This window comes from Chitinophaga sp. 01L420 (assembly GCF_056399985.1).
On sequence record NZ_JBFTSK010000067.1, the window covers coordinates 1 to 23,357 of the forward strand.

Annotated in this window: 23 protein-coding genes; 10 read left to right on the forward strand and 13 right to left on the reverse strand. The window is 45.5% G+C overall.

Annotated features, from left to right (window positions below; all coding sequences use genetic code 11):
- The 6 genes from AC1DP6_RS34125 to AC1DP6_RS34150 all read right to left on the reverse strand — a co-directional run.
- The coding region (locus AC1DP6_RS34125; protein WP_477058887.1) for a DUF5077 domain-containing protein at nucleotides 1-792 on the reverse strand (792 nt) is incomplete at its 3' end.
- A gap of 216 nt (nucleotides 793-1,008) precedes the next feature.
- On the reverse strand, nucleotides 1,009-1,470 hold the full coding sequence (locus AC1DP6_RS34130; protein WP_477058888.1) for a hypothetical protein: 462 nt from the start codon (nucleotides 1,468-1,470) through the stop codon (nucleotides 1,009-1,011).
- Nucleotides 1,445-2,617: a DUF4221 family protein gene (locus AC1DP6_RS34135; RefSeq protein WP_477058889.1), complete on the reverse strand. Its 1,173-nt coding sequence runs from the start codon at nucleotides 2,615-2,617 to the stop codon at nucleotides 1,445-1,447. Before AC1DP6_RS34135 ends, AC1DP6_RS34130 begins: the two co-directional genes overlap by 26 nt.
- A gap of 72 nt (nucleotides 2,618-2,689) precedes the next feature.
- Complete coding sequence (locus AC1DP6_RS34140; protein WP_441574816.1) at nucleotides 2,690-2,896, reverse strand: hypothetical protein; 207 nt, start codon at nucleotides 2,894-2,896, stop codon at nucleotides 2,690-2,692.
- Between the two features lie 190 nt (nucleotides 2,897-3,086).
- Entirely contained in the window at nucleotides 3,087-3,293 is a 207-nt protein-coding gene (locus tag AC1DP6_RS34145) for a hypothetical protein (RefSeq protein ID WP_477058890.1), read from the reverse strand.
- Between the two features lie 118 nt (nucleotides 3,294-3,411).
- Nucleotides 3,412-3,651, reverse strand: coding sequence for a hypothetical protein (locus AC1DP6_RS34150; protein WP_477058891.1), 240 nt, complete (start codon nucleotides 3,649-3,651; stop codon nucleotides 3,412-3,414).
- Nucleotides 3,652-3,932: 281 nt separating this feature from the next.
- Here AC1DP6_RS34150 and AC1DP6_RS34155 point away from each other — a divergent pair, with 281 nt between their 5' ends.
- On the forward strand, nucleotides 3,933-4,277 hold the full coding sequence (locus tag AC1DP6_RS34155) for a DUF1801 domain-containing protein (RefSeq protein ID WP_477058892.1): 345 nt from the start codon (nucleotides 3,933-3,935) through the stop codon (nucleotides 4,275-4,277).
- A 12-nt stretch (nucleotides 4,278-4,289) separates the two neighbouring features.
- Nucleotides 4,290-4,859 (forward strand): dihydrofolate reductase family protein, encoded by a 570-nt coding sequence (locus AC1DP6_RS34160; RefSeq protein WP_477058893.1) that lies wholly within the window; start codon nucleotides 4,290-4,292, stop codon nucleotides 4,857-4,859.
- A gap of 58 nt (nucleotides 4,860-4,917) precedes the next feature.
- Here the strand turns inward: AC1DP6_RS34160 and AC1DP6_RS34165 are convergent, their stop codons facing one another.
- The gene (locus tag AC1DP6_RS34165) at nucleotides 4,918-5,172 is read right to left on the reverse strand and encodes a hypothetical protein (protein ID WP_477058894.1); all 255 of its coding nucleotides are present in this window, start codon (nucleotides 5,170-5,172) and stop codon (nucleotides 4,918-4,920) included.
- Between the two features lie 55 nt (nucleotides 5,173-5,227).
- Nucleotides 5,228-5,473, reverse strand: a complete 246-nt coding sequence (locus AC1DP6_RS34170) for a hypothetical protein (protein WP_477024832.1) — start codon at nucleotides 5,471-5,473, stop codon at nucleotides 5,228-5,230.
- 192 nt (nucleotides 5,474-5,665) lie between these two features.
- On the opposite strand from AC1DP6_RS34170, the gene AC1DP6_RS34175 reads away from it, so the two are divergent.
- Nucleotides 5,666-5,953 carry a hypothetical protein gene (locus AC1DP6_RS34175; protein WP_477058895.1) on the forward strand — a complete coding sequence of 96 codons (288 nt, stop codon included), beginning with the start codon at nucleotides 5,666-5,668 and terminating at the stop codon, nucleotides 5,951-5,953.
- Nucleotides 5,954-6,032: 79 nt separating this feature from the next.
- Nucleotides 6,033-6,704, forward strand: coding sequence for a hypothetical protein (locus AC1DP6_RS34180; protein WP_477058896.1), 672 nt, complete (start codon nucleotides 6,033-6,035; stop codon nucleotides 6,702-6,704).
- 55 nt (nucleotides 6,705-6,759) lie between these two features.
- Here the strand turns inward: AC1DP6_RS34180 and AC1DP6_RS34185 are convergent, their stop codons facing one another.
- Nucleotides 6,760-7,458: a TMEM175 family protein gene (locus tag AC1DP6_RS34185; protein ID WP_477058897.1), complete on the reverse strand. Its 699-nt coding sequence runs from the start codon at nucleotides 7,456-7,458 to the stop codon at nucleotides 6,760-6,762.
- Nucleotides 7,459-7,897: 439 nt separating this feature from the next.
- On the opposite strand from AC1DP6_RS34185, the gene AC1DP6_RS34190 reads away from it, so the two are divergent.
- Nucleotides 7,898-10,345 (forward strand): outer membrane beta-barrel protein, encoded by a 2,448-nt coding sequence (locus AC1DP6_RS34190; RefSeq protein ID WP_477058898.1) that lies wholly within the window; start codon nucleotides 7,898-7,900, stop codon nucleotides 10,343-10,345.
- Between the two features lie 19 nt (nucleotides 10,346-10,364).
- Nucleotides 10,365-10,850, forward strand: a complete 486-nt coding sequence (locus tag AC1DP6_RS34195; protein ID WP_477024837.1) for a MarR family winged helix-turn-helix transcriptional regulator — start codon at nucleotides 10,365-10,367, stop codon at nucleotides 10,848-10,850.
- A 2-nt stretch (nucleotides 10,851-10,852) separates the two neighbouring features.
- On the opposite strand, the gene AC1DP6_RS34200 is transcribed toward AC1DP6_RS34195, so the two are convergent.
- Nucleotides 10,853-11,509 (reverse strand): RNA polymerase sigma factor, encoded by a 657-nt coding sequence (locus tag AC1DP6_RS34200; protein ID WP_477058899.1) that lies wholly within the window; start codon nucleotides 11,507-11,509, stop codon nucleotides 10,853-10,855.
- 186 nt (nucleotides 11,510-11,695) lie between these two features.
- Here AC1DP6_RS34200 and AC1DP6_RS34205 point away from each other — a divergent pair, with 186 nt between their 5' ends.
- Both AC1DP6_RS34205 and AC1DP6_RS34210 read left to right on the forward strand, forming a co-directional pair.
- Nucleotides 11,696-12,019, forward strand: coding sequence for a hypothetical protein (locus AC1DP6_RS34205; protein WP_477058900.1), 324 nt, complete (start codon nucleotides 11,696-11,698; stop codon nucleotides 12,017-12,019).
- Nucleotides 12,020-12,169: 150 nt separating this feature from the next.
- Nucleotides 12,170-13,456, forward strand: a complete 1,287-nt coding sequence (locus AC1DP6_RS34210; protein ID WP_477058901.1) for a Na+/H+ antiporter — start codon at nucleotides 12,170-12,172, stop codon at nucleotides 13,454-13,456.
- Nucleotides 13,457-13,465: 9 nt separating this feature from the next.
- On the opposite strand, the gene AC1DP6_RS34215 is transcribed toward AC1DP6_RS34210, so the two are convergent.
- Both AC1DP6_RS34215 and AC1DP6_RS34220 read right to left on the reverse strand, forming a co-directional pair.
- Nucleotides 13,466-13,855 carry a hypothetical protein gene (locus tag AC1DP6_RS34215; protein ID WP_477058902.1) on the reverse strand — a complete coding sequence of 130 codons (390 nt, stop codon included), beginning with the start codon at nucleotides 13,853-13,855 and terminating at the stop codon, nucleotides 13,466-13,468.
- A gap of 20 nt (nucleotides 13,856-13,875) precedes the next feature.
- Nucleotides 13,876-16,665 (reverse strand): family 78 glycoside hydrolase catalytic domain, encoded by a 2,790-nt coding sequence (locus tag AC1DP6_RS34220; RefSeq protein WP_477058903.1) that lies wholly within the window; start codon nucleotides 16,663-16,665, stop codon nucleotides 13,876-13,878.
- A 360-nt stretch (nucleotides 16,666-17,025) separates the two neighbouring features.
- Between AC1DP6_RS34220 and AC1DP6_RS34225 the strand changes: the two genes are divergently transcribed.
- Both AC1DP6_RS34225 and AC1DP6_RS34230 read left to right on the forward strand, forming a co-directional pair.
- A complete protein-coding gene (locus AC1DP6_RS34225) occupies nucleotides 17,026-18,744 on the forward strand; it encodes an alpha-keto acid decarboxylase family protein (protein ID WP_477058904.1) in 1,719 nt (572 codons plus the stop codon).
- 37 nt (nucleotides 18,745-18,781) lie between these two features.
- Nucleotides 18,782-20,779, forward strand: coding sequence for a flavin monoamine oxidase family protein (locus AC1DP6_RS34230; protein ID WP_477058905.1), 1,998 nt, complete (start codon nucleotides 18,782-18,784; stop codon nucleotides 20,777-20,779).
- Nucleotides 20,780-20,835: 56 nt separating this feature from the next.
- On the opposite strand, the gene AC1DP6_RS34235 is transcribed toward AC1DP6_RS34230, so the two are convergent.
- A complete protein-coding gene (locus tag AC1DP6_RS34235; RefSeq protein ID WP_477058906.1) occupies nucleotides 20,836-23,343 on the reverse strand; it encodes a right-handed parallel beta-helix repeat-containing protein in 2,508 nt (835 codons plus the stop codon).
- Between the last annotated feature and the right edge of the window lie 14 nt (nucleotides 23,344-23,357).

A 23,357-nucleotide genomic window follows, 5' to 3' on the forward strand; every position in this document is an offset into this window, starting at 1 on the left:
TACTAATGTGGTCTTACCTACGGATGGGTCCCATACAGAAAACAATACTCTCCGTTCTGTAGCGCTGTTCACCTGGATACCGCAATAGCCGCCGGAGAAACCATTACTCATAAAATAGGAGCCGATTTTATCTTCTCCGGTGGGCACCGTTAATTCGTTGTAAAACCATTCTGCCGTAGTACCGGAAGGAATGGTGTAATTCATGTGCACGGAAGGGCCGCGTCTGGACCAGTAGTAATTGGCGGCATCGTTGGCATATACCACGTTATTGGCAGTGGCTGCGCCGCTGATAACCACATGGGAAACATCGCCGAAATAGCTACCGGTTTTGGTAACGCCCTGTACATCTACTTTTACATAGCCGACAGCGGTGATGTTTACCGATCCGATGCTGTAAGTCGTATAGGCGTTGCCGGTAACTGCTTTGGTAAAGGCAGTACCATTTACGGTTACTTTAATATTACTCGTACCGGAAGGTACTTTCATTTTAATGGATACATTCAATGTACCGGTGAGGGCCAGTCTGAAATAGGTGCTGGTGATAGCGCTGGCACTGGTCCAGTTACCCAAACCATTGCTGGTGATCACCTCTGCCCCACCCGTTGCCGCGGTGGTTACAAAAGCATTTCCAGCCAGCGGCACATCATAACTGGAGGCGGCAGGCACAGAAAGTGGAGTGACAAGTCCTGCTGCATTGGCGGCAGGTATTGTCTCTTTCAGATTTTTGCTACAGGAAAAAAGTAAAAACGAGGATATGACAAATGCATACCACATACGGGAATTCATTTTCATTGTCAATGTTTTAAATGGTTTTGGATAAACAAAGAATGCTTATAGACAAGGTTTTTCATGCAAATGAAAACACCATCTGAGATGGCTCATAAAGACAGCGGGTCGATTTTTCATGTTCACGGAATTACGGCATTATTTATATGCCTAGTTCAGAATTTGGTTGTTTGCTCATGTTCACCTTACTATAATCAAGATAAGTATTTTATTTTAAAAATCCTAGTGCGATGCTTTTAGTAGTTCCGCAAATCCATCGGAGTCCGGGCTTTGATAAGTAATGCCGGCGATACGGCCGCCTGACATCATTATAATCATGGGATAGATGGCTTTTGCTTTATCGGGATAGACAATAACGTTTGCCGTATCCAGCAGTACATGGGAGCTGCTCATCACTTCACTGCCTAATTTTATTTTCAATAGTTTCGTGGATTGTATGCGTGTAAAAATATACCGGATACTTTCATTGGTAGCATAATGCTTCTTTACAAAGTCTTCCGCCGTACTGATACAGCCTTCACATCCCTGGTTGGGAATAATAACGTAACTCCCTGTTGGCAGGGTTTGCGGATCTATCTTTTTAATGGCACTGGCCAACTGCCCGTGCTGCTCTTTACAACTGTTGGTAAAAAGCATTAGCAGCAAAAATACCAGTCCCTTACCTATCTGTTTTGCATTGAACATATTGAGCGATGTTTTGATCTTTATTACGAAGATTAAGAAAATATACCCCCTCATGGGTAACAAAAAAATTATCCAATGCCAGCCCATCCGGCAGTTGTCCTTCTCCCAGGTATTTAAAATCATGGTCAAAAGCAATCAGGTAACACTGCTTTCCCGGTAATGGCATGGCGCCTGTTTTATCGGGTACCAGTGGCTTTTCCAGCAGGCGGTAATAACGATCCTGGTAGGGGTCGTAGATAATATTCCGGTACGATGGCGTACCCAGGTAGTATTGTAAAGCCACTTCCGCATCCAGCACTTTCTCATTACCTTTTGCAAGACCCATGGATGTAATGCAGACGCTGTCAGCAGAACCGGCTGCTACTGTCTTTATTTTCCAGTTGCTGTCAATGACGTAAAGATGATGATCAGCGGGAAGACTCAACACCATTTCTTTCGTATGTGCGTTGTAGGTAGTATAAGGCGTTCGCAGGTGAGATCCACCCCAGTTGTGTTCCCGGTATACCTCAGAATAAGGAACATGGTAGGACGGTGTGCCGGTAGCCCTGTCAATGGCAGCAAAAATCGTACGGCCATTAAAGTTATCTTTCTCTTTTTCTCCCAACAGGAATCCGGCGCCAATAATTTTATCTTCTTTAAAAAAGACAGGTGAAGAAGGGGTGGCATAAGGAGGTGCCGCTTCTATGCCTTGTGGCATCCCAGCTACTTTATTCAGAAAGGTGAGCTCTTTATAAACTGCTGCTTTAGGGATATTATAGAAAAATAGCTTTGCTGATCCATAAGCATACAGGAGGAGGCTATCCGGGGAAATATAGTTAAAATAGGTGACCTTCTCTTTCAGGTTCACCTGGCCAAGGATTTCCGGATTAATTACCTGCCCCGGCGTATCTACTGTATACTTCAACAGGCGCTTGTTATAGGTATCCAATGAATACAGGGTATGCCCTTGTTCATGATAATCGATGGGGGTAGATATACCCATCACCATCATACTATCCAGGAACAGGTTCAGGGTATCTTTAAAGGATAAACGTAGTGGAATCACTTTGTCACTTGCCTTACTACAGTTTGACCAGGTGTTGATATTTTCATTATTACAGGCGCTGATGGCTACCCAGCAAAGTAACAGGAACAATGATGATCGCATAGTATTTTTTAACAGGATAGTAGATATCAGCAGGTAAACAAACAAGTTATTTACCTGCTGATGAATGAGCTGTTACTGTACGTAATAAGTACAGTCTGTTGTTAATGGATCTACAGGTGTTACACAATCATAGTGGTATACACCATTTACAACGGTAATTCTGCATTTGCCACGCAGTCCGTGGTGATCGTCCGGGCATGGCTTTCCGGAAGTGGCGCCGGATAAGAAAAGCATAGCAGCCGAAATAGCCACGCAACAAAAAACAAGGGTCTTTTTCATATTATATAGTTTAAGTGTGAGGAAAAACTAACGTTGAGCAACAGGATGGTCAGGTGTATTGTCGGTTTTAAGGTTTTCATTGCCACATGTGCACGATGCATCCTACCAGATAATAAGAATGATGATGATCCCAATAGGTGAATATCAGCAGATAGATAAACGGGTTACTTACCTGCTGATAAATCAGCGGTTAATGTACATACACGGAGCAGTCGGTGTTTAAGGGATCTACAGATGTTATACAATCAAAATGGTAAACGCCATCTATCACGGTCGTTCTGCATTTGCCACGCTTACCGCGGTGATCGTCCTGACAGGGTTTTCCGGAAGTAGTACCGGATAAAAATAGCATAGCGGCTGAAATAGCGAGGCAGCAAAGAATAAGGGTCTTTTTCATATTATATGTTTTGAGTTGATGGAAAGCAGTACATAGCGAATTAACAGGTAACCGGGTTAACGGTCCTACAGTACATTAATTTAAGTATGTTGGCTGCCATCAGGCTGCAGTGGAAATATTAAGCCTGGTAGCCCATATTCACGATGATGAAAAAGAAAGCCAGTAGCGCAGGGAATGCTAACCATGCATAAGTAGTAGTGGGAACTTTCCTTTTACACATCTTCCCAATGGCAAAAAGCAGTAATGAAAAAAACAGCATATAGAGGGCAAAGGGGATGATGCGGCTTAAAAGGTAGGTCTGCGGGTGCGCATGTACATAAATTGCTCCTTCTACGGCGGTGCCGTTGTAAAAGTTCATGGCCACAAAGGCTACGGGGACAGCTATGATAAAAAGTAGTAATCGTAGGGCAGGAAAGATTTTTGTCTGGCGTGTGGTGTCTGAAAGCATGTCCGGTGTTGAATAGTCTTAAAAGGAAACGTGATCCGCTTCATGGGCGAAGATAACTATATTTGAATAGAAAGGCCCTTTTTGGGGCCTTCATCAGCTTTGACGTAATTGCCCCGCTAATTGTCTTAATTACACCTGTTCCTATTTACTTTTCCGCTGTAAGTTTGTTGTGTCATCTAAAAACAACGTATATGAACCCGGAAGTTACGCAGTATATTGAAAAGTTACAGCCCTGGCAAAAGGAAGCTGCCACCACCCTTCGCAAACTGGTCCTTAAAACGATTCCTGATGCCGAAGAGCGGCTCCAATACGGCAAGCCGCACTACCTGAAGAACGGGAACTATGCCGCCGTTATTTCGGCTGCAAAAGACAAATTATCGTTTATGCTGTTTAATGCCACCGAACTGGCAGAAATAAAAGGTTACTTTCAATCCACCACGGCCCCTGACCGGAAAACGGCTACTATTAAAGATGGCCAGGCGGTAGACTATAAACAGCTCGGCGATTTCCTAAAACAAACCAGTAAATCACTCTAAATAATATATTACATGAGAAAGATAGTTTCGTTTATGCATGTTTCCCTGGACGGCTTTGTTGCCGGTCCTAATGGTGAAATGAACTGGATCAAAGTAGATGCCGACCTGTTTGACTATGCTTCTGACCGTACCAACGCGGCAGATACAGCCCTGTATGGCCGCGTCACCTATGATATGATGGATGCTTACTGGCCCACTGCACCAGAACAACCGAATGCCAGCAAACATGATATTGAGCATGGCAACTGGTATAACCAGGTAGAAAAGCTGGTTATATCCAAAACCCTGGAAGGGCAAAAAAAGGATAAAACCACGATCATCGGCCATGACATCAACAAACAGGTGAGTGAACTTAAAAATAAAGCGGGGAAGGAAATCATTATATTCGGCAGCCCCGGCGCCACACAAACGCTGATGGCGGATAACCTGGTGGATGAATTCTGGATATTTGTGAACCCGATATTACTGGGAGAGGGTATTCCTTTATTCAAAAATATTAAAACACCGGTATCACTGAAGCTTCTGAAGACCACTACCTTTGCCAGCGGAGTAGTGTGTTTGCACTATGAAACTGTAAAATGATATTGAATTGGGTAAAACCCGAATAACGGCGTATGTGCTACGCCGTTATTCGGGTTTGTTATTGGTAGGATTGTAAATCTTTCTCCATTGCTACAACAACTTCCTGCAGTACTTTTAATATCATGGCCCGCTCTGCGCGGCTAAGCGCATAAACCACTTTGCCGTCTTTCTCCTTTATGTCCTTTAATCTTACTTTTCTGTAGAAGGTAGGGACACTCCAGTTACATTCTTCACACACCCTTTCCCTGAAAGAAACCGGTAAGCGGGATAATAATGTGTGCAGGTTTAATAATACATTTTGCGCGTTACTCATCATAAATAGTTTTAAATGATTGTTTGGATGTATGGAGGGCAACGCGATGGAAGCTTTATGCATTGATCAGGTATACTGCCTCGATCAGTTTTTCAACACTTTCATACATGGTAAAAATGGATCTGTTGTCTGCCGCCTCATCGGACAAGGAAGCTGCGTACCAGTCTTTCAGCTTCGCTCTCACTTCAGCCGGGGAATATTGCCAACAAAAGTTAGATAATACCTGTGAGGGGTCTGAGATTTCTTCGGGGGTAAGGTTGAATGGTTTTTCATACCATTCAGGGTAAATGGTGTTGTTCATAAAACAGAATTTTTGTTGTCGTTTAATGTTAAACAGATGTCTCATTACTATTACATCCGGTTGATACAAACATAAGTGTTTTATGTCAATTTTATTATAAAAAATGTCTTTTTTTAATTTTATAATACCTATTTTATTATTAAACAACTTAAAATATTGATATGATACTTATATTTCTGTTTTAAAATAATTATGGCAAAAAAACCAAAGGATTCCAGATACGATGCTGTGAAGCATTTAATTCAGACTGGTAATATTACCAGTCTGAAGGCAGCGTTTAAAATTATTCCTATTACTGTTGTAAAAACAGATGCTGGTATTCATTACGCAACGTTACATAGAAAAATTCATGAGCCGGGCTTACTGAAGCTGGATGAGATGATCGTGTTGGCTGATCTATTTGGCGTAACACCGCAGGAGTTTATGGGATTAGCTTTGACGGATTTAGGATATGAAGCGCCTGATAAAACAAAGGGCTAGACATACAGTCCTCTCCTCTATCATGATCATATACGGCATATCATCCATTTTTCTTAACGAGGCTCAATATTCAAAATAAATGAAACAACTTTCCTTCTTCTTCCTGTTACTGGCCTTTCAAAGTCTAAAGGCGCAGGACAACCGGACCATCTCCATCACATTAGATGCCAGCAAAGCCAGTTACTTTACCACTGATCCCATCATACGGAAACAGGTGGATAGTGCATTCAAAATGGCCACGGTGATATTTAACTCTGCTGAATTCCAGAAAGAAATTGGCAATATGACGTTTAACTGTAAAAGCTACTGTAAAGGATGCACCAAAATACCCGCTGCCAGCGAAGGACGGATATCAGGTAAAACCGTGCTGGATACATTATTTAAAGAGCGCGATGTGAAAATGGGATTTGAGTTAAAAGAGAAAGATGGTCCGCTCGGGTTAACAAGTCCAGGCGCTTATTTTACGACTGCCTGGTACGGTCCGATCCAGGAAAATATGCCTGAATTTCATTCTTTTGCCTATGCCCTGACGGCCAACCTATGTCATGAATACATGCACCAGGTAGGCTTTTGTCATTTGTATTGCATGGGCGGCTGGCTCTGCAATCCTAAAAAGAGACTCAATGAAAAAAATAATAAGCCCGATGAGAAATTTATTGGCGAAGATGTGACCTACAAAGTAGGATGGGCTGTCTATTACATCCTGATGGATTGGAAGAAAAATGGTATAGATCCGTTTAAAGGCAGATAGAAAACCGGGAATGGAGCGGGTATGCCCCTACTCCATTCCCCATATCATCCTATCACTATTCTTCCCTGGTAATTACTTCCTCTTCTACCGGCACCGCCGCTGCTTTCAACTCCAAAGCCTTCATCTTCTGGTCGTAACCCCGTTTCAAAAACCGCATGATAAATGGAATAACGACTAAGAGCGTACGGCTCATGCTATGAAAGGGCAACAATAACCCCAACAGGAACACACCCATGAAAACAGCRGGAACTGTCAGCGCTCTCTTTTGCTGATACTGCACAAACAAGCGGTTGTCCAGCCCTTCGCTCAACTGATACTTCGGATTGCTGATATATCTCCATAATACCACAATCATACTTCCTGAAAAAGTTATGTTCAGCGTGTATATCAGAAACGGGCTGATGAAATTAGAACCCGCATACTCGCTGTCCAGCGCCGTACTGAATGGAAACAATACGATGGAAACCAAAAAGAGTAAGTTAAGCCATAACAGCTTCGGATTGTAGTTTACCAGGTAGCCCATCAACTGATGATGCACCGTCCAATACAATCCAATAAAAAAAAAGCTGACGAAAAAGCCAAGGAACTTGGGCGTTAGTTCAAGGTAAGTATCAATGACCTGCGCCGTGGTATACTCCGGCAGCAAATGAGGGATCTTTATTTCAATAATTAACAGCGTGATGGCAATGGCAAATACGGCATCACTGAAAAGAATCAGGCGTTCAAGCTGAAAGGCTGTTTTGGAATGAGACATAAGGTGGCTACAGTTAAGGTTGTTTTGTATTGGTTGATTATTTATTTCGCCAAAAGTACAATTCATTTATTATTATCCATTCACATATTTGTTGGACTTATAATTACCTGCAAAAGTGTATTGCCATTATGTAGGCTCCGTCTATGCTATGCTTAGCAACCGCTATGTACCTATAGAAGCACCGCAGCAGAGGTGGACTTGATGCGGGGATGAGGTCCGGATGTTTAACCGGGATGAAATGGCATCAGAAGACGAATGAAGGTCAGAAGTGGCCATAGTAGAGAACGTGTTAGCGGGACAGATGGAAGATTAGGAGTTAGTTCCCTCCTACCGCTCCTATTTAAAAAAATACTCCGTAAGTCCTTACATTTACCGCAGGTGTAAATACATTCCATAAAACCATTAAACACGCTACATTTAAGTATTAAATTATCCCAGAATGAACAAGAAATACACCTGGCTATTTGCCCTTATAATTTCCGTAACAACTTACATAAACAAAGGCTACTCACAAGCAAAAACACCCGTTTTCAATATTAGCGGTCAGCTCACCTCCGCAGAAAATGCCCCGGTTAAAGAGGTAGTGGTCCAATTGCTGCATGCCGGAGATAAAAAGCTGGTGAAGATAGAGTATGCTGACAGTCTTGGTAAATTCAATTTTGAACACATACCCGCAGGTAATTACCTGCTGCAAACGCAAAGTATGTATTTCACCCCCTACCAGTCAGCGCCTTTTTTACATGATAAAAACACCCTGCTGGGCAGCATTACCTTACAGGCCGGCAGCACCCGTTTGAAGGAAGCGACTATCGTAGCCAACAAGCCTTTTGTGCAACAGCAATATGATAAAACCATACTAAATGTTTCCGGCTCCATTTCCTCCGCGGGTAGTACCGCCCTGGAAGTACTGGAAAAAGCCCCGGGTATTACCATTGATCAGAATGATAATATTGCCATGCGGGGGCGCCAGGGTGTGCTGGTGATGATTGACGGCAAACAGGTGCCCATGTCAGGACAGGACCTGGCTAATATGCTGAGGAATATGTCCGCTAACCAGATCGAAACCATCGATCTGATTACCAACCCCTCCGCCAAATACGACGCGGCAGGCAATGCGGGCATCATCGACATACGCCTGAAAAAAGGGAAAAAGTCCGGTACGAATGGGAATGTGTCGCTCAGCTATGGACAAGGGATGTATCCTAAATTAAATCCTTCTTTTAACTTCAACAGTAAACATAAAAACCTCAATGTATTTGGATCTTATAACTATAGCTGGCGGCAGGACCTGAATGACCTGACCATCCACAGGCAGTTCTATGATAACAAAGAGGTATATACCGGCGGTATTAATTATAACAACTTCTTCAAATACCAGAGTAATGTTCATAATGCCCGCTTAGGCGCCGACTACAACATCGGAAAAAACATTATTGTTGGATTTGCTGCCAACGGCATATTCGTTGCCAACAAAATAGGGACTAACAGCGTGGCACATACGATCGATGCACAGCAGCAGCCTACCGGCTCATTTACTACCCTGGGTAATAATCTTCCTAACAGGAATAACGGAAGTATTAACCTGAACTACAAGCAAACACTGGATACCAGCGGCAGAGAGATCACCGCTGACCTGGATTACGCCCGCTTCAGCTCCGATGAAACACAACGTTATAATACGCACTACTTCGATGTAAATAATATAGAAAACAGGTCAGCCTATATGCTTTTCGGTGATTTAAACGGCAACCTGAGTATCCGGTCTTTCAAAGTAGACTATACGCAGCCACTGAAAAACACCGGCGTTAAACTGGATGCAGGCATCAAAAGCAGTTGGGTAGAATCAGATAATGACGTGAAATTCTTCGACAGAAGTAATGGTGGCAATAAGCTGGATACTGGAAAGAGTAACCAGTTTATTTACAAAGAGAATATCAACGCGGCCTATGTAAATGCTTCAAAAAAATGGAAACATTTAAGTCTGCAGTTGGGCCTGAGAATGGAAAATACCAATGCCAACGGCAAACAGGTCATCAACTCGGAAACATTCAACCGGAATTATACGCAGCTTTTCCCCAGTGGCTATGTGGGATATGAATTCAATGAAAAGCACGACCTGGGGCTGTCCATGAGCCGCCGGATAGAACGCCCCTCCTACCGGCAGTTAAACCCGTTCCGGGTGTTCCTGGACCCGCTGACATCTGCCACGGGCAATCCATTCCTGCTACCCGAAATCACGAATTCATTTGAGCTGACCCATACTTTCAAGGAACAATACATTACCAAAATAGGCTACAGCAGAACAAAAGATAATATGCTTACCATTTTGGCGCCGGATGTGCAACCCGGCACCGTATTGCAAACCGATAAGAACCTTGCTAAATATGACTACTACAATTTCAGCTTCGGCTTCCCGGTAACGATCGGCAAATGGTTTAGCAGTACTAACACTGCATTAGTTTACTATGGCCGCTACAGCGGCAACCTGGCCAATACCAATCTCGATGTAAGCCGGGTAGCTTTCAACTTCAACTCCGTGAATACGATTACCGTTAACAGTGTTACTACACTGGAAATTACCGGCAACTACGAAAGCAGGACCTACTACGGCTTCCTCGATGTGGGCAGCTTCTGGTTCATCAATGCCGGCGCCCAGCGGCAGCTATGGAACCGGAAAGCATCTCTCAAAATAAATGTCAATGATATCTTTTTCACCAACCAAACCAATGCCGTTACCAGGCTGACCGGTTACGGAGAAACGTTTAAACAGAAAAGGGATACCCGGGTGGCTACCATTACGTTCAATTATAAATTTGGCGGCACTACTTCCGGTAATGCCAGAAGAAAAACCGGCGGTGCAGATGAAGAAAAGCGAAGGGCCGGATAAAAATTTATAAATTCACCCCATGAACTTAGTTAATGAACTGGAAGAACTGGCGCTCGCTACCCGTTTAAAACGGCTGAGCGAGCGCCTCTCTCAGGATGTAAGCCTGATATATAAAGAGTCCGATCTGGACTTTGAAGCGAAGTGGTACCTGATACTGGAACTCCTGAGCCGGCAGAAAGTAATGGCGGTAACAGAAATATCGGCGGCCTTACAATTAAGCCACCCTGCGGTGGTACAGTTCGCCGATCAGATGCTGGAAAACGGCCTTATTAAAACCACCACCGATAGTAAAGATGCCCGGAGAAGATTGATTTCGTTGACGCCGGCAGGAAAACAAATGCATAAAAAGATAGGGCCCATTTTAAACGTCATCAAAGAAGAAAACAGGAAATGGCTGGCCACCGCCAGCGCAGACCTGCTACAGGTACTGACCGAACTGGAAAAATCTTTAGACGAACGCAGTATGTATAAGCGTATAAAAATTAGCCTGGTAGAAAATGCCTGATGCTATACGATGCCCAGGTGAGTCATCACGTTGTTCACTATCCGGTCGCATCTGATGAGATGGAAAGGGAACACCAGGTCGTTTTTATAATAGTCGGATATTTTACCACGCAATATCAGCTTGGCCCTCAGCAGCCGTACTTTAACGTTGACCGGGGAAATATTTAACACCTGACTGGTTTCAGTAGTACTCAGCTGCTCGATTTCCCGCATCACAAACACCAGGCGGTATTTCTCCGGAACCTGCAACAGCGCCTGTTCTAATGCAGTACCTAATTCTTTGTTGATTACTTTTGTCACCGGAGATTCTTTTACTTCGGCCATGCTGACCGAATGATCATCTAATACAGATATATCTTCACTCACCACTTTCTTTCTTTTCTTCAACTGCTGACTGCACTCGTTAATCAATATTCTTTTCAACCAGGTGCCGAAAGCCGACTCTTGTCTGAAACTGGCCAGGTGCTGGTAGGCATTGATATAAGTCGTCTGCATCACATCTTCTACATCTGCATCGTTATTCAGCATAGACATCCCCAACCTGAAAAGACTTGTATTGTGCCGGCGCATCAACTGCTCGAATTGTCTTTTGTCTCCTGCCAGTATCTTTTTGATAATCTCGTTGTCAATATCTGCTGCTGCTTGCGAAAGTGGGCTCATGATTTATTATTGGATGATCAATTGCCGGAAAAGTTACAAAAAAGGCTGACATTTTTGTAACCCGTTTCGCTTTTTGTACTCTAATAAAGAGAAGGCCTTGTCGGTGGAAATAAAAATTGATGCCCGCATAGTACCTTTTAGCCCATAATCAGTACTATTAATAACCGTTAAAACCTGTGCTTGCCAATGAATAGGAGTAAGATTTTCAACCTGCAAGGGATCAAAATGCCTGAATTGACCCATGAGCGCATGCAGGAACTAAAACAAACACCCAAGGGAAAACTGATCACCAGCACCGGTATCGATGCCTTTCCTGACTTATTGAAACTGATGGAAAGCTCGCTGCATGAGCAACTGGCCAAATACGACCAGATGAAACGCACCGGGCAGGACAGCGCTAAACGGAAACTACTGCTGATGGAAATGCTGGAGGATCATTTGTATTGGGAGTTCGCTTACCATATGATGTTTATCAAATGGCGGGAGCAGAAGGTGAGTAAGGCTTCGTAAAGACGGCGTTTTCTTTTACGTTTCTGCAAAAACCTTTATTACCTTTTGCCATAGACCTCTTTTTGCGTCATCGCGCCCGTTGTATCTCAACGTTTTATTTTACTGCTACAGTAATGCCTAAATATATACATTTGTAACCAAATGTAATGCATGGAGAACTACAGCATCGTCATCTTTATTCTGGCTATCATGATTGTGCTGTCGGCCGTGGCAGACAAAATAAGACTACCTTACCCCGTACTGCTGATTACCGCCGGTATTGGTATTGGCTTTATTCCTACACTGCCTGACATCACGCTGAATCCGGAAGTAGTGTTCCTGCTGTTCCTTCCTCCCCTGTTATACGACGCTGCATTTAACATCTCGCCTCAGGAATTCAAAACCAATTTTAATACGATCGGTACGCTGGCCATCGGGCTTGTTTTTATAACCGCTGCGGCTATTGCGGTAGCCGCACATTACCTGATACCTGGCATGAGCTGGCCACTGTCTTTTGTTTTGGGTGCTATCTTATCAGCTACAGATGCCGTGGCTGCTATGAGCATCACCAAAGGTCTGGGGCTGTCACATAAAACCACTACCATCCTGGAAGGAGAAAGCCTGATCAACGATGCTTCTGCACTGGTGACTTATCACTTTGCTATCGCAGCGGCGATGGGCACTGCCTTTGTATTCTGGAAAGCCTCCCTGGAATTTATTATCCTGATGGCCGGGGGCGTATTGGTGGGGCTTGTAGTCAGCAGACTGCTGGCAGTGACGCTGAAAATGGTACATAAAAATGATCTGGTCACCATCAGCTTTATGTTGCTGATGCCCTTTGTGACCTACCTGATGGCAGAAGAAATACATGTGTCAGGGGTGATTGCAGTGGTGGTGCTGGGTATAATGATTGCCAGGGTAAGTAATAAAGTTTTTCCGGAGAAGTTAAAGCAGCAATCCAGATCCATCTGGGATATTATCATCTTCCTGCTGAACGGACTTATCTTTATCCTGATAGGATTACAGTTTCCTTATATCATTAAAAGCATTCCTTCCGACATGATATTTCCTTATATAGGATATGGATTTATCATCACCCTGATAGCGCTGCTCCTGCGCATGGCCAGGGTATTTTTACAGCAACTCAATTTACAGCAGGCCTTTAAAAAAGGTAAAGGACGTATCACAGAAAACGCCTTGCTGGATTTTAAAAACAGTTTAATCATCAGCTGGTCGGGTATGCGGGGCATCGTTTCGCTAGCCATCGCTATTGGCTTGCCTTTAACGCTGGATGAAGGCCGCCCCTTTCCTGAGCGCAATCCAATAATATTTATTTCTGTGGTAGTGGTACTGATTACCCTGATAGGGCAAGGCGTTTCCCTGCCCTGGATTGTAAAAGCAGTGAAGCTTACGCCTGCGGTTAAAAAGGAAGCGGAGGTAAAACATCAGCATTCATGAGGACTGTTTTTAAAATAATCCTTCCGTAAACTGTTTTACTGGTTCCAGTATGTTCGGCAAACAAATATTAGTAGTCGTAAGCGATGTAAGCTTACCCTTTGATTGAACAAATCTTACCTTGCTAACATAGCAATCAGGCTGTAAAGGAGCTACTATCGTTAATATAAGGGTATCATTTATCTTCTCCCAACTACCCAGAAAATCAATGGCTGGCTTTCGCTTATAGCGGGTATCCCAACTACTGTACTTCAGTTGAAAAGTACCTTGCTCCTTTAATATCAAGTCCCATTTGCTGGTGACCGTATACGTAACTGCGCAATGCTGTTCGCTATGAGAATAGAGGCTATCGGAGTAATTGGGATAGAATGGAGTCAGAAAAGATAAAAGCAAAATAATCATTGGTTGTTTTTTTATGGAGATTAAATACTCCTGATCTTATAATTTCCTGCGGGCAATTCAAACGATGCATATCCATTTTGTCCCCCTTTCTTTTTCAGGTGCCCGCTGGCTTCCTCCACATGTTTGGCTTCCTGCTCCGGCAATTCCACTATTGCCGTGCAATTGGGAGGTATGGTTACCTGCAGCGTCAATCCCTTCCCATCACGATACCAGGCCGTTTTAATAATGCCGGCAGACGATTCATAGGATGCACGTGCCCAATTCATCTGGGAAGATGTTAGCAGCGGTGGCCTGATAATAAAATGCTGATAGCCTTTGGCAGATGAGGGATCGCGGCGTATCCCCGCTACCCCATTGATATACCAGGCGCCCGGATAAAGAAAAGAGCTGTGCAACAGGGAATGACCTGGCAGATTTTTCTCCCACATTTCCCAGATAGTGGTGGCATCATTGGCTTTCATGTAGCCCCAGCCGGGATAATCGGTTTGTGATGTCATGCTGTAAATCAGGTCATCACGGCCTTCATCACGCAGCAGTTTAAACAAGAGTGCACCACCGGTAATGCCTACATGAATATGTCCTTTACGGATCACGCGTATTTCTTTTTCGAGTCTGTGCATTACAGCCGCGCGTTGTGCAGGAGGCGGTACTTCCGCCAGCAAGGCTGCCGCCATATTAGCCATGGAACTATCTGAATAGCTGTTGTCGGCAGCATTGTAGAAACGGGCATTGATAGCACGACTGGATACATCTGCCTGCTGTTCCCATTGCGTGGCTTCGGCTGTTTTGCCCAGCACCCTCGCTATTTTTGCGGCCGTACGCAGATTAAATACGCGGTAGCTGTTATTTAAACAAATTGTTTGTGGCTTATTGTTGTTCATGCCTTCGGCGGTAGCACCCGGCCACAGCCAGTCGCCCAGGAAGTCCCAGGGGCCACCGAATCTTTGCAGCAGGTTGTCTTTGGTTTGTGTGTCCAGGAAAGCCAGCCATTCTTTGATCATCTCGAAATTCTTTTCCAATATCCTTTTATCTCCTTCCTGCTGATATATAAACCAGGGCAGCGTTACCACAATGCCTCCCCAGGAAGGGCCGCCACCGCCCATATACGTAGGTGCAGTATGCGGTAATATACCTTTATGAAGATGACGACCACTCATGAGTCCTTTATGCGCCCAGGCCGTATCATACATGTTACCTACAATGGATTCTGTTCCCTGCACATCGCGCCAGTCTTCCATCCACTTGGTATAAAAAGCACCCACATGATAGTTAAACATGCCCGTTTCGCAGGTAGCATGTGCATCGCCGCCGTAGCCCAGTCTTTCGCGCTGGGGACAGTCCACGATATAACCACCGATCGATAAGTTTTCGTAGGTCCAGCGCACCCGGTCATAGATCCAGTTCTGCAAAGAATCAGAACAGGTAAAGGTGGTAGAAGGCTCATAGGCCGTACGCACCAGCCAGCCACGGATATCATCCAATACAGGCGGTTCTTTCAATCCCACGATAGTAATCCATCTGCCGGAGCTGTAATTAAAATGATTACGGAAAACGCCTTCACCTTCTTTACCTATGATATACGCGCTATGCAGCCCAAAGGTCATATTCATACCTTCCCGTTCTGAATACAAAAATTCTATTTTATCACCTGGTTGCCCGTGTACACGAACGGAAGTCCAGCCGGCAAAGTTTACCCCCATGTCTACCAGGTAGTTGCCGTTAGGGAGATGGGTTACGGAGACGGGCTTCATTTCATTCAGTACTTTATTAGGTTCCACCATCTGTGCAGATAAGAGCAGCGTGGGACGGTATACGGTCACCTTACGCCAGCTGCTTTCATCGCAGGCGGTGGTGTTCCAGTCTTTCATTTCTTTATTGGCATCCCATAGCTCTCCGCCCATATGGTTCGAATCCCATACACCTAGCAGCTTATTGGGGCTGGGATGTGTGAGCCAGGAATCATCTGTTTTAAGGAGCAATACAGGCGTTTCGGTGGCTTTGTCGTACACAGTGCCCTGTGCTATCACAATCGGCGTTTGTGGCTTCCCTGGGGTGATATAGGGACCAAATATTGACCAGGAAGTACCCAGCCAGATGGTAATCACATTTTTACCGGGGTGCAATTCACCGGCAATATCATAGGTTATGTACCGTGCTCTTTTTGTGTGATTGGTAACGGCAGGTGCCATCACGCCGTCACCGATTTTTTTTCCGTTGACATATAGTTCATGAAATCCTACGGAAGCAATGAAGATATTGGCTTTCTCCGGCGCCGCTTTCAACTCAAATGTTTTCCTCAGCCAGGGATCTGAAATATTACAGTCTTTCTGATGCGGATCAAACAGTTCGTCAGTGCCGATCCATTTTGCTTTCCAGTCGGCAGCTTGTAATAAACCGGTAGTCCAGCGCGCTGGCGCACTCCAGGCAGACACCTGCCCTTTTTCATCTTTCACCGCTACCTTCCAGTAATACGCCTGATCGGATTGCAAGGGCTTCCCTTTGTAATCAATATGCTGCATCTCATCTGAACTCATCCAGCCGGACGACCATATCGTTCCTTTATTTTCGTCCAGTTCTTTTTTGGTAGCAGCTACCAGTATGCGGTAAGCTGTTTGCCGCTGGGCGAAAGCGCTCGTATCTGTAGCTTGCAGGGTCCAGCTTAAGCGGGGATGTAGTTCGTCAATGCCCAGGGGATTGATCAGGTATTCGCAGCGCAGATTGATTGGCAGTACGGAACAACGATCCGTCGCAAAAGCTGTGGTGGTGTACAGTAGCAGCAACAGCCAGGTATAACAAATCCTTCTTGTCATGATAACGCGGAGCTTTAGGTAGCAACCAAAATACAAAATGGTTTTTAACCTATTCTAATATTTATGTAAATAAAGGATCGGAGAATTATATTTAATTAGAACCTTCGTCATTAAATAGAAGGCCTCGAAAAAAGCCGGAACACTTCTGATAAAATAGTTAGCATTGCCAACATTTAAAACATACCAAAGGGGCGGTAATCTATTCACCACCCCGCCACTACCCTCAAAAAAATCCCCCCGCCCCCATTAATTATCATCTAATTTCCATTAACTTTAGTAACAAATCCGGTTCCCCTATTTTACCATTCCCCGGTATAAACACCCTCATATATCCATGAACACAAACATAAATCCACAAGCATGCAACAAAAACCGTTTACAGTAGCGGACTACCTGTTGACCAGGTTGAAGCAACTGGATGTCACGGAGGTGTTTCAGATACCTGGTGACTATGTTAAGCATTTCACCCAAACCCTGGAACACTTCGATGGCGTAACTGCCATTGGCGCCATGAATGAACTGGATGCGGCCTATGCAGCAGATGCATATGGACGTACCCGCGGACTCGGCGCCGTATCGCTGCAATTCGGGGTGAGCACCTTTAGCGCGCTCAATGCCATTGCAGGCGCTTATGTAGAACGTAGCCCCGTGGTGGTGATCACGGCCACGCCCGGGTCGGACGACCGGCAGATGACCAAAATGTACGACGTGCTTTTTCATCATTCCACCGGCAACCTCAAAGCCGACCAGGAAGTATTTGAACACGTCACGGTGGCGGCCATCACGCTCAGCACCTCCGCCGGTGCACCGGAAAAAATAGATCAGCTGCTCATAGCTGCTATCACCCACAAAAGGCCGGTATACATTGCCTGCTACGAGGAAGTATGGGGCGAAGTATGTACCCCTCCCAACAAGAAAGCCCTGCAACCCCTCGTGATCAAAAGTGAGCCCCTGGCACTCGCAAACGCCGTGGCCCAGGCATGGACACAAATTACTGCTGCCAAACACCCGATGATCTTTGCAGGCGTGGAAATACTCCGCCATGGCTTATCAGACCTGCTACAGGAACTCATCGATGCCAGCGGCTTTCTTTATACCACTACCACCCTTGGAAAATCAGTACTGCAGGAGAAAGGAGATAAATTCATCGGCACCTACTCCGACGCTGCGTCTATCAAAAGCGTGATCAACGAGGTTGATAAAGCAGATTGTTTCCTGACGCTGGGTACCATTCTTACAGATGACTACCTCTGGTTTGTACAAAACAAATACGCCGCCATGGTGCTGGCCGACACCGCACAGGTACGCGCCGGCTACTATACCTACCCGGATGTTACCATGAAAGATTTTATGGAAGCATTGCTGRCCCTCTTCAAAAAGACCAAAGGCTATCCGCTGAAAACAGTAGCACCCCCACAGCCCAAATACCCCGAGCCCTGGATCTCCAATTCGGACCCTGACTGGGATGATAAACCGGATGTGATTACGTACAACCGCTTCTTCCAGCATTCCATGAAATACCTCCAGGACCAGAATATGCTGAAAGATATTGTAATGACCTTTGGGGTGAGCTCCGCCCTGTACGTAGCCACCAATGCTTATGGTCTGCATCGCAACAGCTTCCTTTCCTCTGCCGCCTGGCAGGTGATCGGGTATGAAACCGGCGCCGCCTGCGGAGCACAACTGGGAAGTGGCAAAAGAGCCTGGACCATAGCCGGCGATGGTGGCTTCATGATGATCTGCCAGTCGTTGTCTACCCTCGCCAGGAATCAACTCAACGCCGTGATTTTTGTGATGAGCAACGCGGTATATGCCATAGAACAGGTATACGTAAACCTCGACTCCTTTAAGCCCGGCCCCAAACATGTGTTCGACACCTTCGACATCCTGCCGGAATGGGATTACCTCGCATTGGCTAAAGCCTATGGCGCAGAAGGTTTCCGCGTTACTACCATTAAAGAGCTAAACGACGTGCTGGGGAAATTAAAAGGTATTACCAAAAAACCGGTCCTGGTACAGGTGGTGATCCCGCAAAAAGATCTGCCGGAACAAATGCGCCGTCTCGGACTGGAAGGATAAACAACCCATCTTATTACACCTCAAAATAATAATCTCTATGGACAGCAAAACCTATTCTATTTTCGGAGCCGGTGCAGCCGGGCTATATACTGCCTGGCGATTGCTGGACGGCAAACCTGCTGATGGCAAAAAGAACACAAAGCTCCTGGCCAAAGGCGATACCCTCGAATTATATGACTGGGGTAAATACGATTTCACCAAAAAAGATCCCGGCACCCGCGCAGCAGGCGCCCGTGTATGCACCTGGCATTACAAGGAAGATAAAAATAATTCTTACCTGGAAGTAGGCGGCATGCGCTACTCCCAATGGAATGGCAAACCAGAAAGTGAAGGTCATCGTTTAGTCACCACCGTGATATCCCAACTGGGCCTCGACAAATATTCAGTGCCTTTTAACGAATCCGTTAATCCACTGTATTGCTTGCGTACCAAAAACATGTACCTGAACGACATTACATCCACTAACCCCGCTCCTTATTATGTCAACAATTTTGGCGCCACCGACTCGCCGGATACCGGCTTCAATCTGGTGGAAAGCCTGGCTGTGACCAAAGACCATGGCCCTAAAACCCGCAGGGAATGGTGCGAGTTTTATCAGAATGGACAAATAAACATCGACCTTCCCGAATCATCCGTATATAAAAAAGGAGATTACCTGAAAGATATCGGTTACTGGAACCTGATGTTCGATCAGCTGGGATCAGAAGGCTACAACTATACTTCCGACGGTAACGGCTACACGTCTAATGTTATCAACTGGAACGCCGCCATCGCTTTCCAGGCCAATAACGAATTTACACCGGGCACGGAATATAAAACATTGACCACCGGCTATTCCAGCATGTTCAATGCGTTGTTTGATGCCATCGGGAAACTGGCTAAAGAAAAAGGCATCCACTTTAAATATTATCCAAATACCCGGCTGCACTCTATCCTTCAAAAAGGTAAAGTCATTCATTACACCATCGCCAGCCGGGAAAGTCCTAACAAGAAATCAGGCGCTAAAACAACCGATGCTGCCTGGCTGGCCATGCCACGCCATTCGATTGAACTGGTAGCACAGGCCACCCGGTACGAAAGTACGGATGCCTTAGACGTGCTTAATCATGAGAATGTGCAACTATACCTGGAATCTGCCGTGATGCAGCCGTCCTATAAGGTGGGCATGTTTTTCCATACACCCTGGTGGGCCGATAATTCCAATAATCCGCCGCCTTATCCGGCACAGATCAACAGCTACGAGGTAACCACCGACGTGCTGACCACCCTTTCCAAGCAGAAATTCCCGGCTGCCTATATTAAAGCCATCGGGAACGACAAGCACATTATGGAAACACCTTTTAATGTAGCCGCCGACCTGGTAAGCCTGGTAGAAAAGCTTGTCAAAGAACGGTTAACCATTGTGCAGGAAGAACAACTGCTCAATGCCTCCCAACGCAATACTATAGGGCCCAGCGTAACGGACATGCCTATACGGCAGGTAGTGTATTTTGGTAACAACGCCCTCGACCAAAGCGGTGAAAAAATATACGGACTGCTGGCCAGCTATGATGATGAACAGTTCACCAGCTTCTGGTCAGAACTGGAACTGGGTCCGCACAAAGTGCGCAAAACACCGGTTTCAAGTGATTGTCAACCGCTGGAAGGACCACGCAAAGCGCCGGAAATCATGGTAAAAATGCTGCGTCAACAACTGGCGGCCGTGCATTTTGGTCCCCAGGCCGATTACACGGCCGTACCCGAGCCACTGGAAACAAAGTACATGGACTGGTCCAAACCACCCTTCAACGCAGGCTACCATGCCTACGCCGGGCATTATAACATCTGTGACGTGCAACAAAAAATCAGGAAACCATCACAGCTGATAGATGGAGCAGACGCCAACATCTTTATTGTGGGTGAAGCCTACTCCAATGACCAGGCCTGGGTGGAAGGTGCTTACTGTACCGCGGAATCCGTGCTGAACGACTTCTTCGGCATCGCTCCGATCATCGACCCTAAGTATTATCCGTTTATTTGTCCTCCTTGTAAATAAGGCATAAAATAAAAACAGTGGCTGCTTCTGACAGCCACTGTTTTTTATTAATACCTTTATTGTAACCACACTACCTTTAGTGTCTCCGTTTTTCCAACACCCCTGATCACCCGCAGGAAATAGGTACCCGGTTTCACATTCCCCTTATTCAGCGTAATCCGGTGTATGCCGGCGTCCAGCACGGCCAGATCCTGCCGCTGTACCAGTTTACCGTTACTGCTCCATAGTTCCAGTCGCACGGCCCCTTTCACCAATTGTTGTACCTGTACCGTTACATGGTCCATCGCAGGATTAGGATACACACTCACGGAAGTATTAGCGATGATCGGTTTTTCCGGTACCAACGCAGGGGCAGCAGATCTCGCAAAACTATTACAGGCAAAAGTACTGCCGCAACCAGCCGGATTATAAACGCTGTCGCCCAACGTAGAGGTAACATCCAGACAGGTATTACTGACATACTGATGGAAGGTGGTATAAAACACATCTCCGATACCATCGCCACCACCATTATTAGAAGTGGTGGTGTCTTTTATAAAGTATACACTACAAGGATTATTATGCAGCGTATGATAAATATTATAACGGAAGATGAGATTAGATTGTGAAAACAAAAATGCGGTCATAATATCGGAGTCGATGTTAATTTCATTTTCCTCGAATGTCATGTAGCGCGTCCTGTTCACCACTATTTCCGCCCAGCGCTGGGAAGCACTGTCGATACCGTATACATAGTTGGCTTTTTTACGCAATGCCGGTGAAATGAAATAATTATGCTCAATGGTATTCCATTTCACTACAGTACTATCTACCCAGGAAGTATGATTATTGCTACCAATATAGATCCCGGCTCCCAGGTTATGATGCAGGGTATTACTCCGGATCATATGACCCGCCCCTTTGCTGGAATCCTGTTCATTGCCCACAGAAATGCCTACACCATTGTTGTAGCAGTCGTTATCTTCTACCGTAACTTTCCGGGAGCCATCCAGGTAAATACCAGCCGATATTGCAATCGGCGACAGGCAGCGGAACACTTCATTGCCGGTAATCAACCCGTTGCGCGACTGGTTATTGGTTTTCGTTAATCCGGGATAGTTATTCAACACCCATTTATAATTTCCCGCAGCCACAATACCAATATTGGCGATGTCGTGAAYGTAGTTGTTGCTGATAGTAAAAGTATCCACGTTACCATTTATGGTAACGGCTTCTGTAAAGCCTGGTACAATATCATATAAAACGTTACTGTCTATTACAATATCATGCATGGCGGAATTACCATTGCCCAATACCGTGATGGCACCCAGGTTATCATTGGGCTGCGGGTATTTGGCTTTGAGGGTATCCCTTGTCCACTTCATATCGTACAGGGTGTCCTGTTTAATGCGGATATGCGCACTGTTGCCCAATACGGCAATACCGTAACGCACATCTTTATACGCCACCCCATTCACCACGGTAGTGAGCGTAGAGTCATTGGTTACGTTGCGCAGTCGCAAACCCTGTATAGCCAGGTATTTGGCACTATCTATTGCAAAGAGCGAGGCATATTGTGCCGTCAGCAGCCCACCATCTAAAATGGCGGATTCACCGGGATAATTCCGGATGGTAAACCATTTACCATTTTGTCCGCGGTTACTGCCAATATACACCGCCGCCGTAGGCTGATGCACACCGCCCCTCAGGTAGATATTAAGCGCAGTATCTATCAGCGTAGCAGGTGTGGTACTGAAGTCGTACCCGGCCCTGTTTACTGCTGCATTAAGGGTTTTCCAGGGATTTGTTTTGGCGCCGGTACCTGTAGCATCGCTACCGGTGGTACTTACATAAAAATCGGTGCGTGGGCGTTTGCGGAGAATATTTGTTTCTACCGTATGCGTTTGTGTAACGGTGCCTATGCCCGGACCTTTATACACCAGATCTCCGTAAAATCCTGGCGCAATGGTGGTGAAATGATTGCTGTCCAGCACTACACCAGTAGGATAAGATCCGGATCCGGTGATCATCACCGGGTACATGTTTTTATCACTGGGAGTTGGATAGGATGCTTCCGTCAGATCGCTGTTCCACACCATGTTGCTGAAAGTACAGTTCCGGATATCGATGTTGCTGCTGTTACCAATTACATACAGCCCGTAACCGGTGATGTTTTTCAGGTTAGTGAACGTGATGCCATCCAAACGGATATAGCTGGCACCGGAGATACTGGCCATATAGGCACCATCGGTGGTTAACCCGGTACCATCAAATATCACCTGTTCCCCCTGGTAGGCTTTTAACGTATAGTACTTACCAGCGCTACCGCTTTTGCCGCTACCGATAAAAAGAATGGTATCGGGGTTAAAATGATAAGTGCCCTTTCGGAAAAAGATCACCACATCCTGCGTAGTAGGTGCTGTGGTGGCATACATGGCATATGCCAGGCTATTCCAGGGATTGCCAATGGTGCCATCTCCATTGGTAGGTTTGTTATTATCTACATAATAACTTTGCGCAGTGGCCTGCTGACTATAGCAGAACAGGCCGGCAGCAAAAAAGAGACATAGTAAAATTGTTTTCATGGATTAATTTTTAG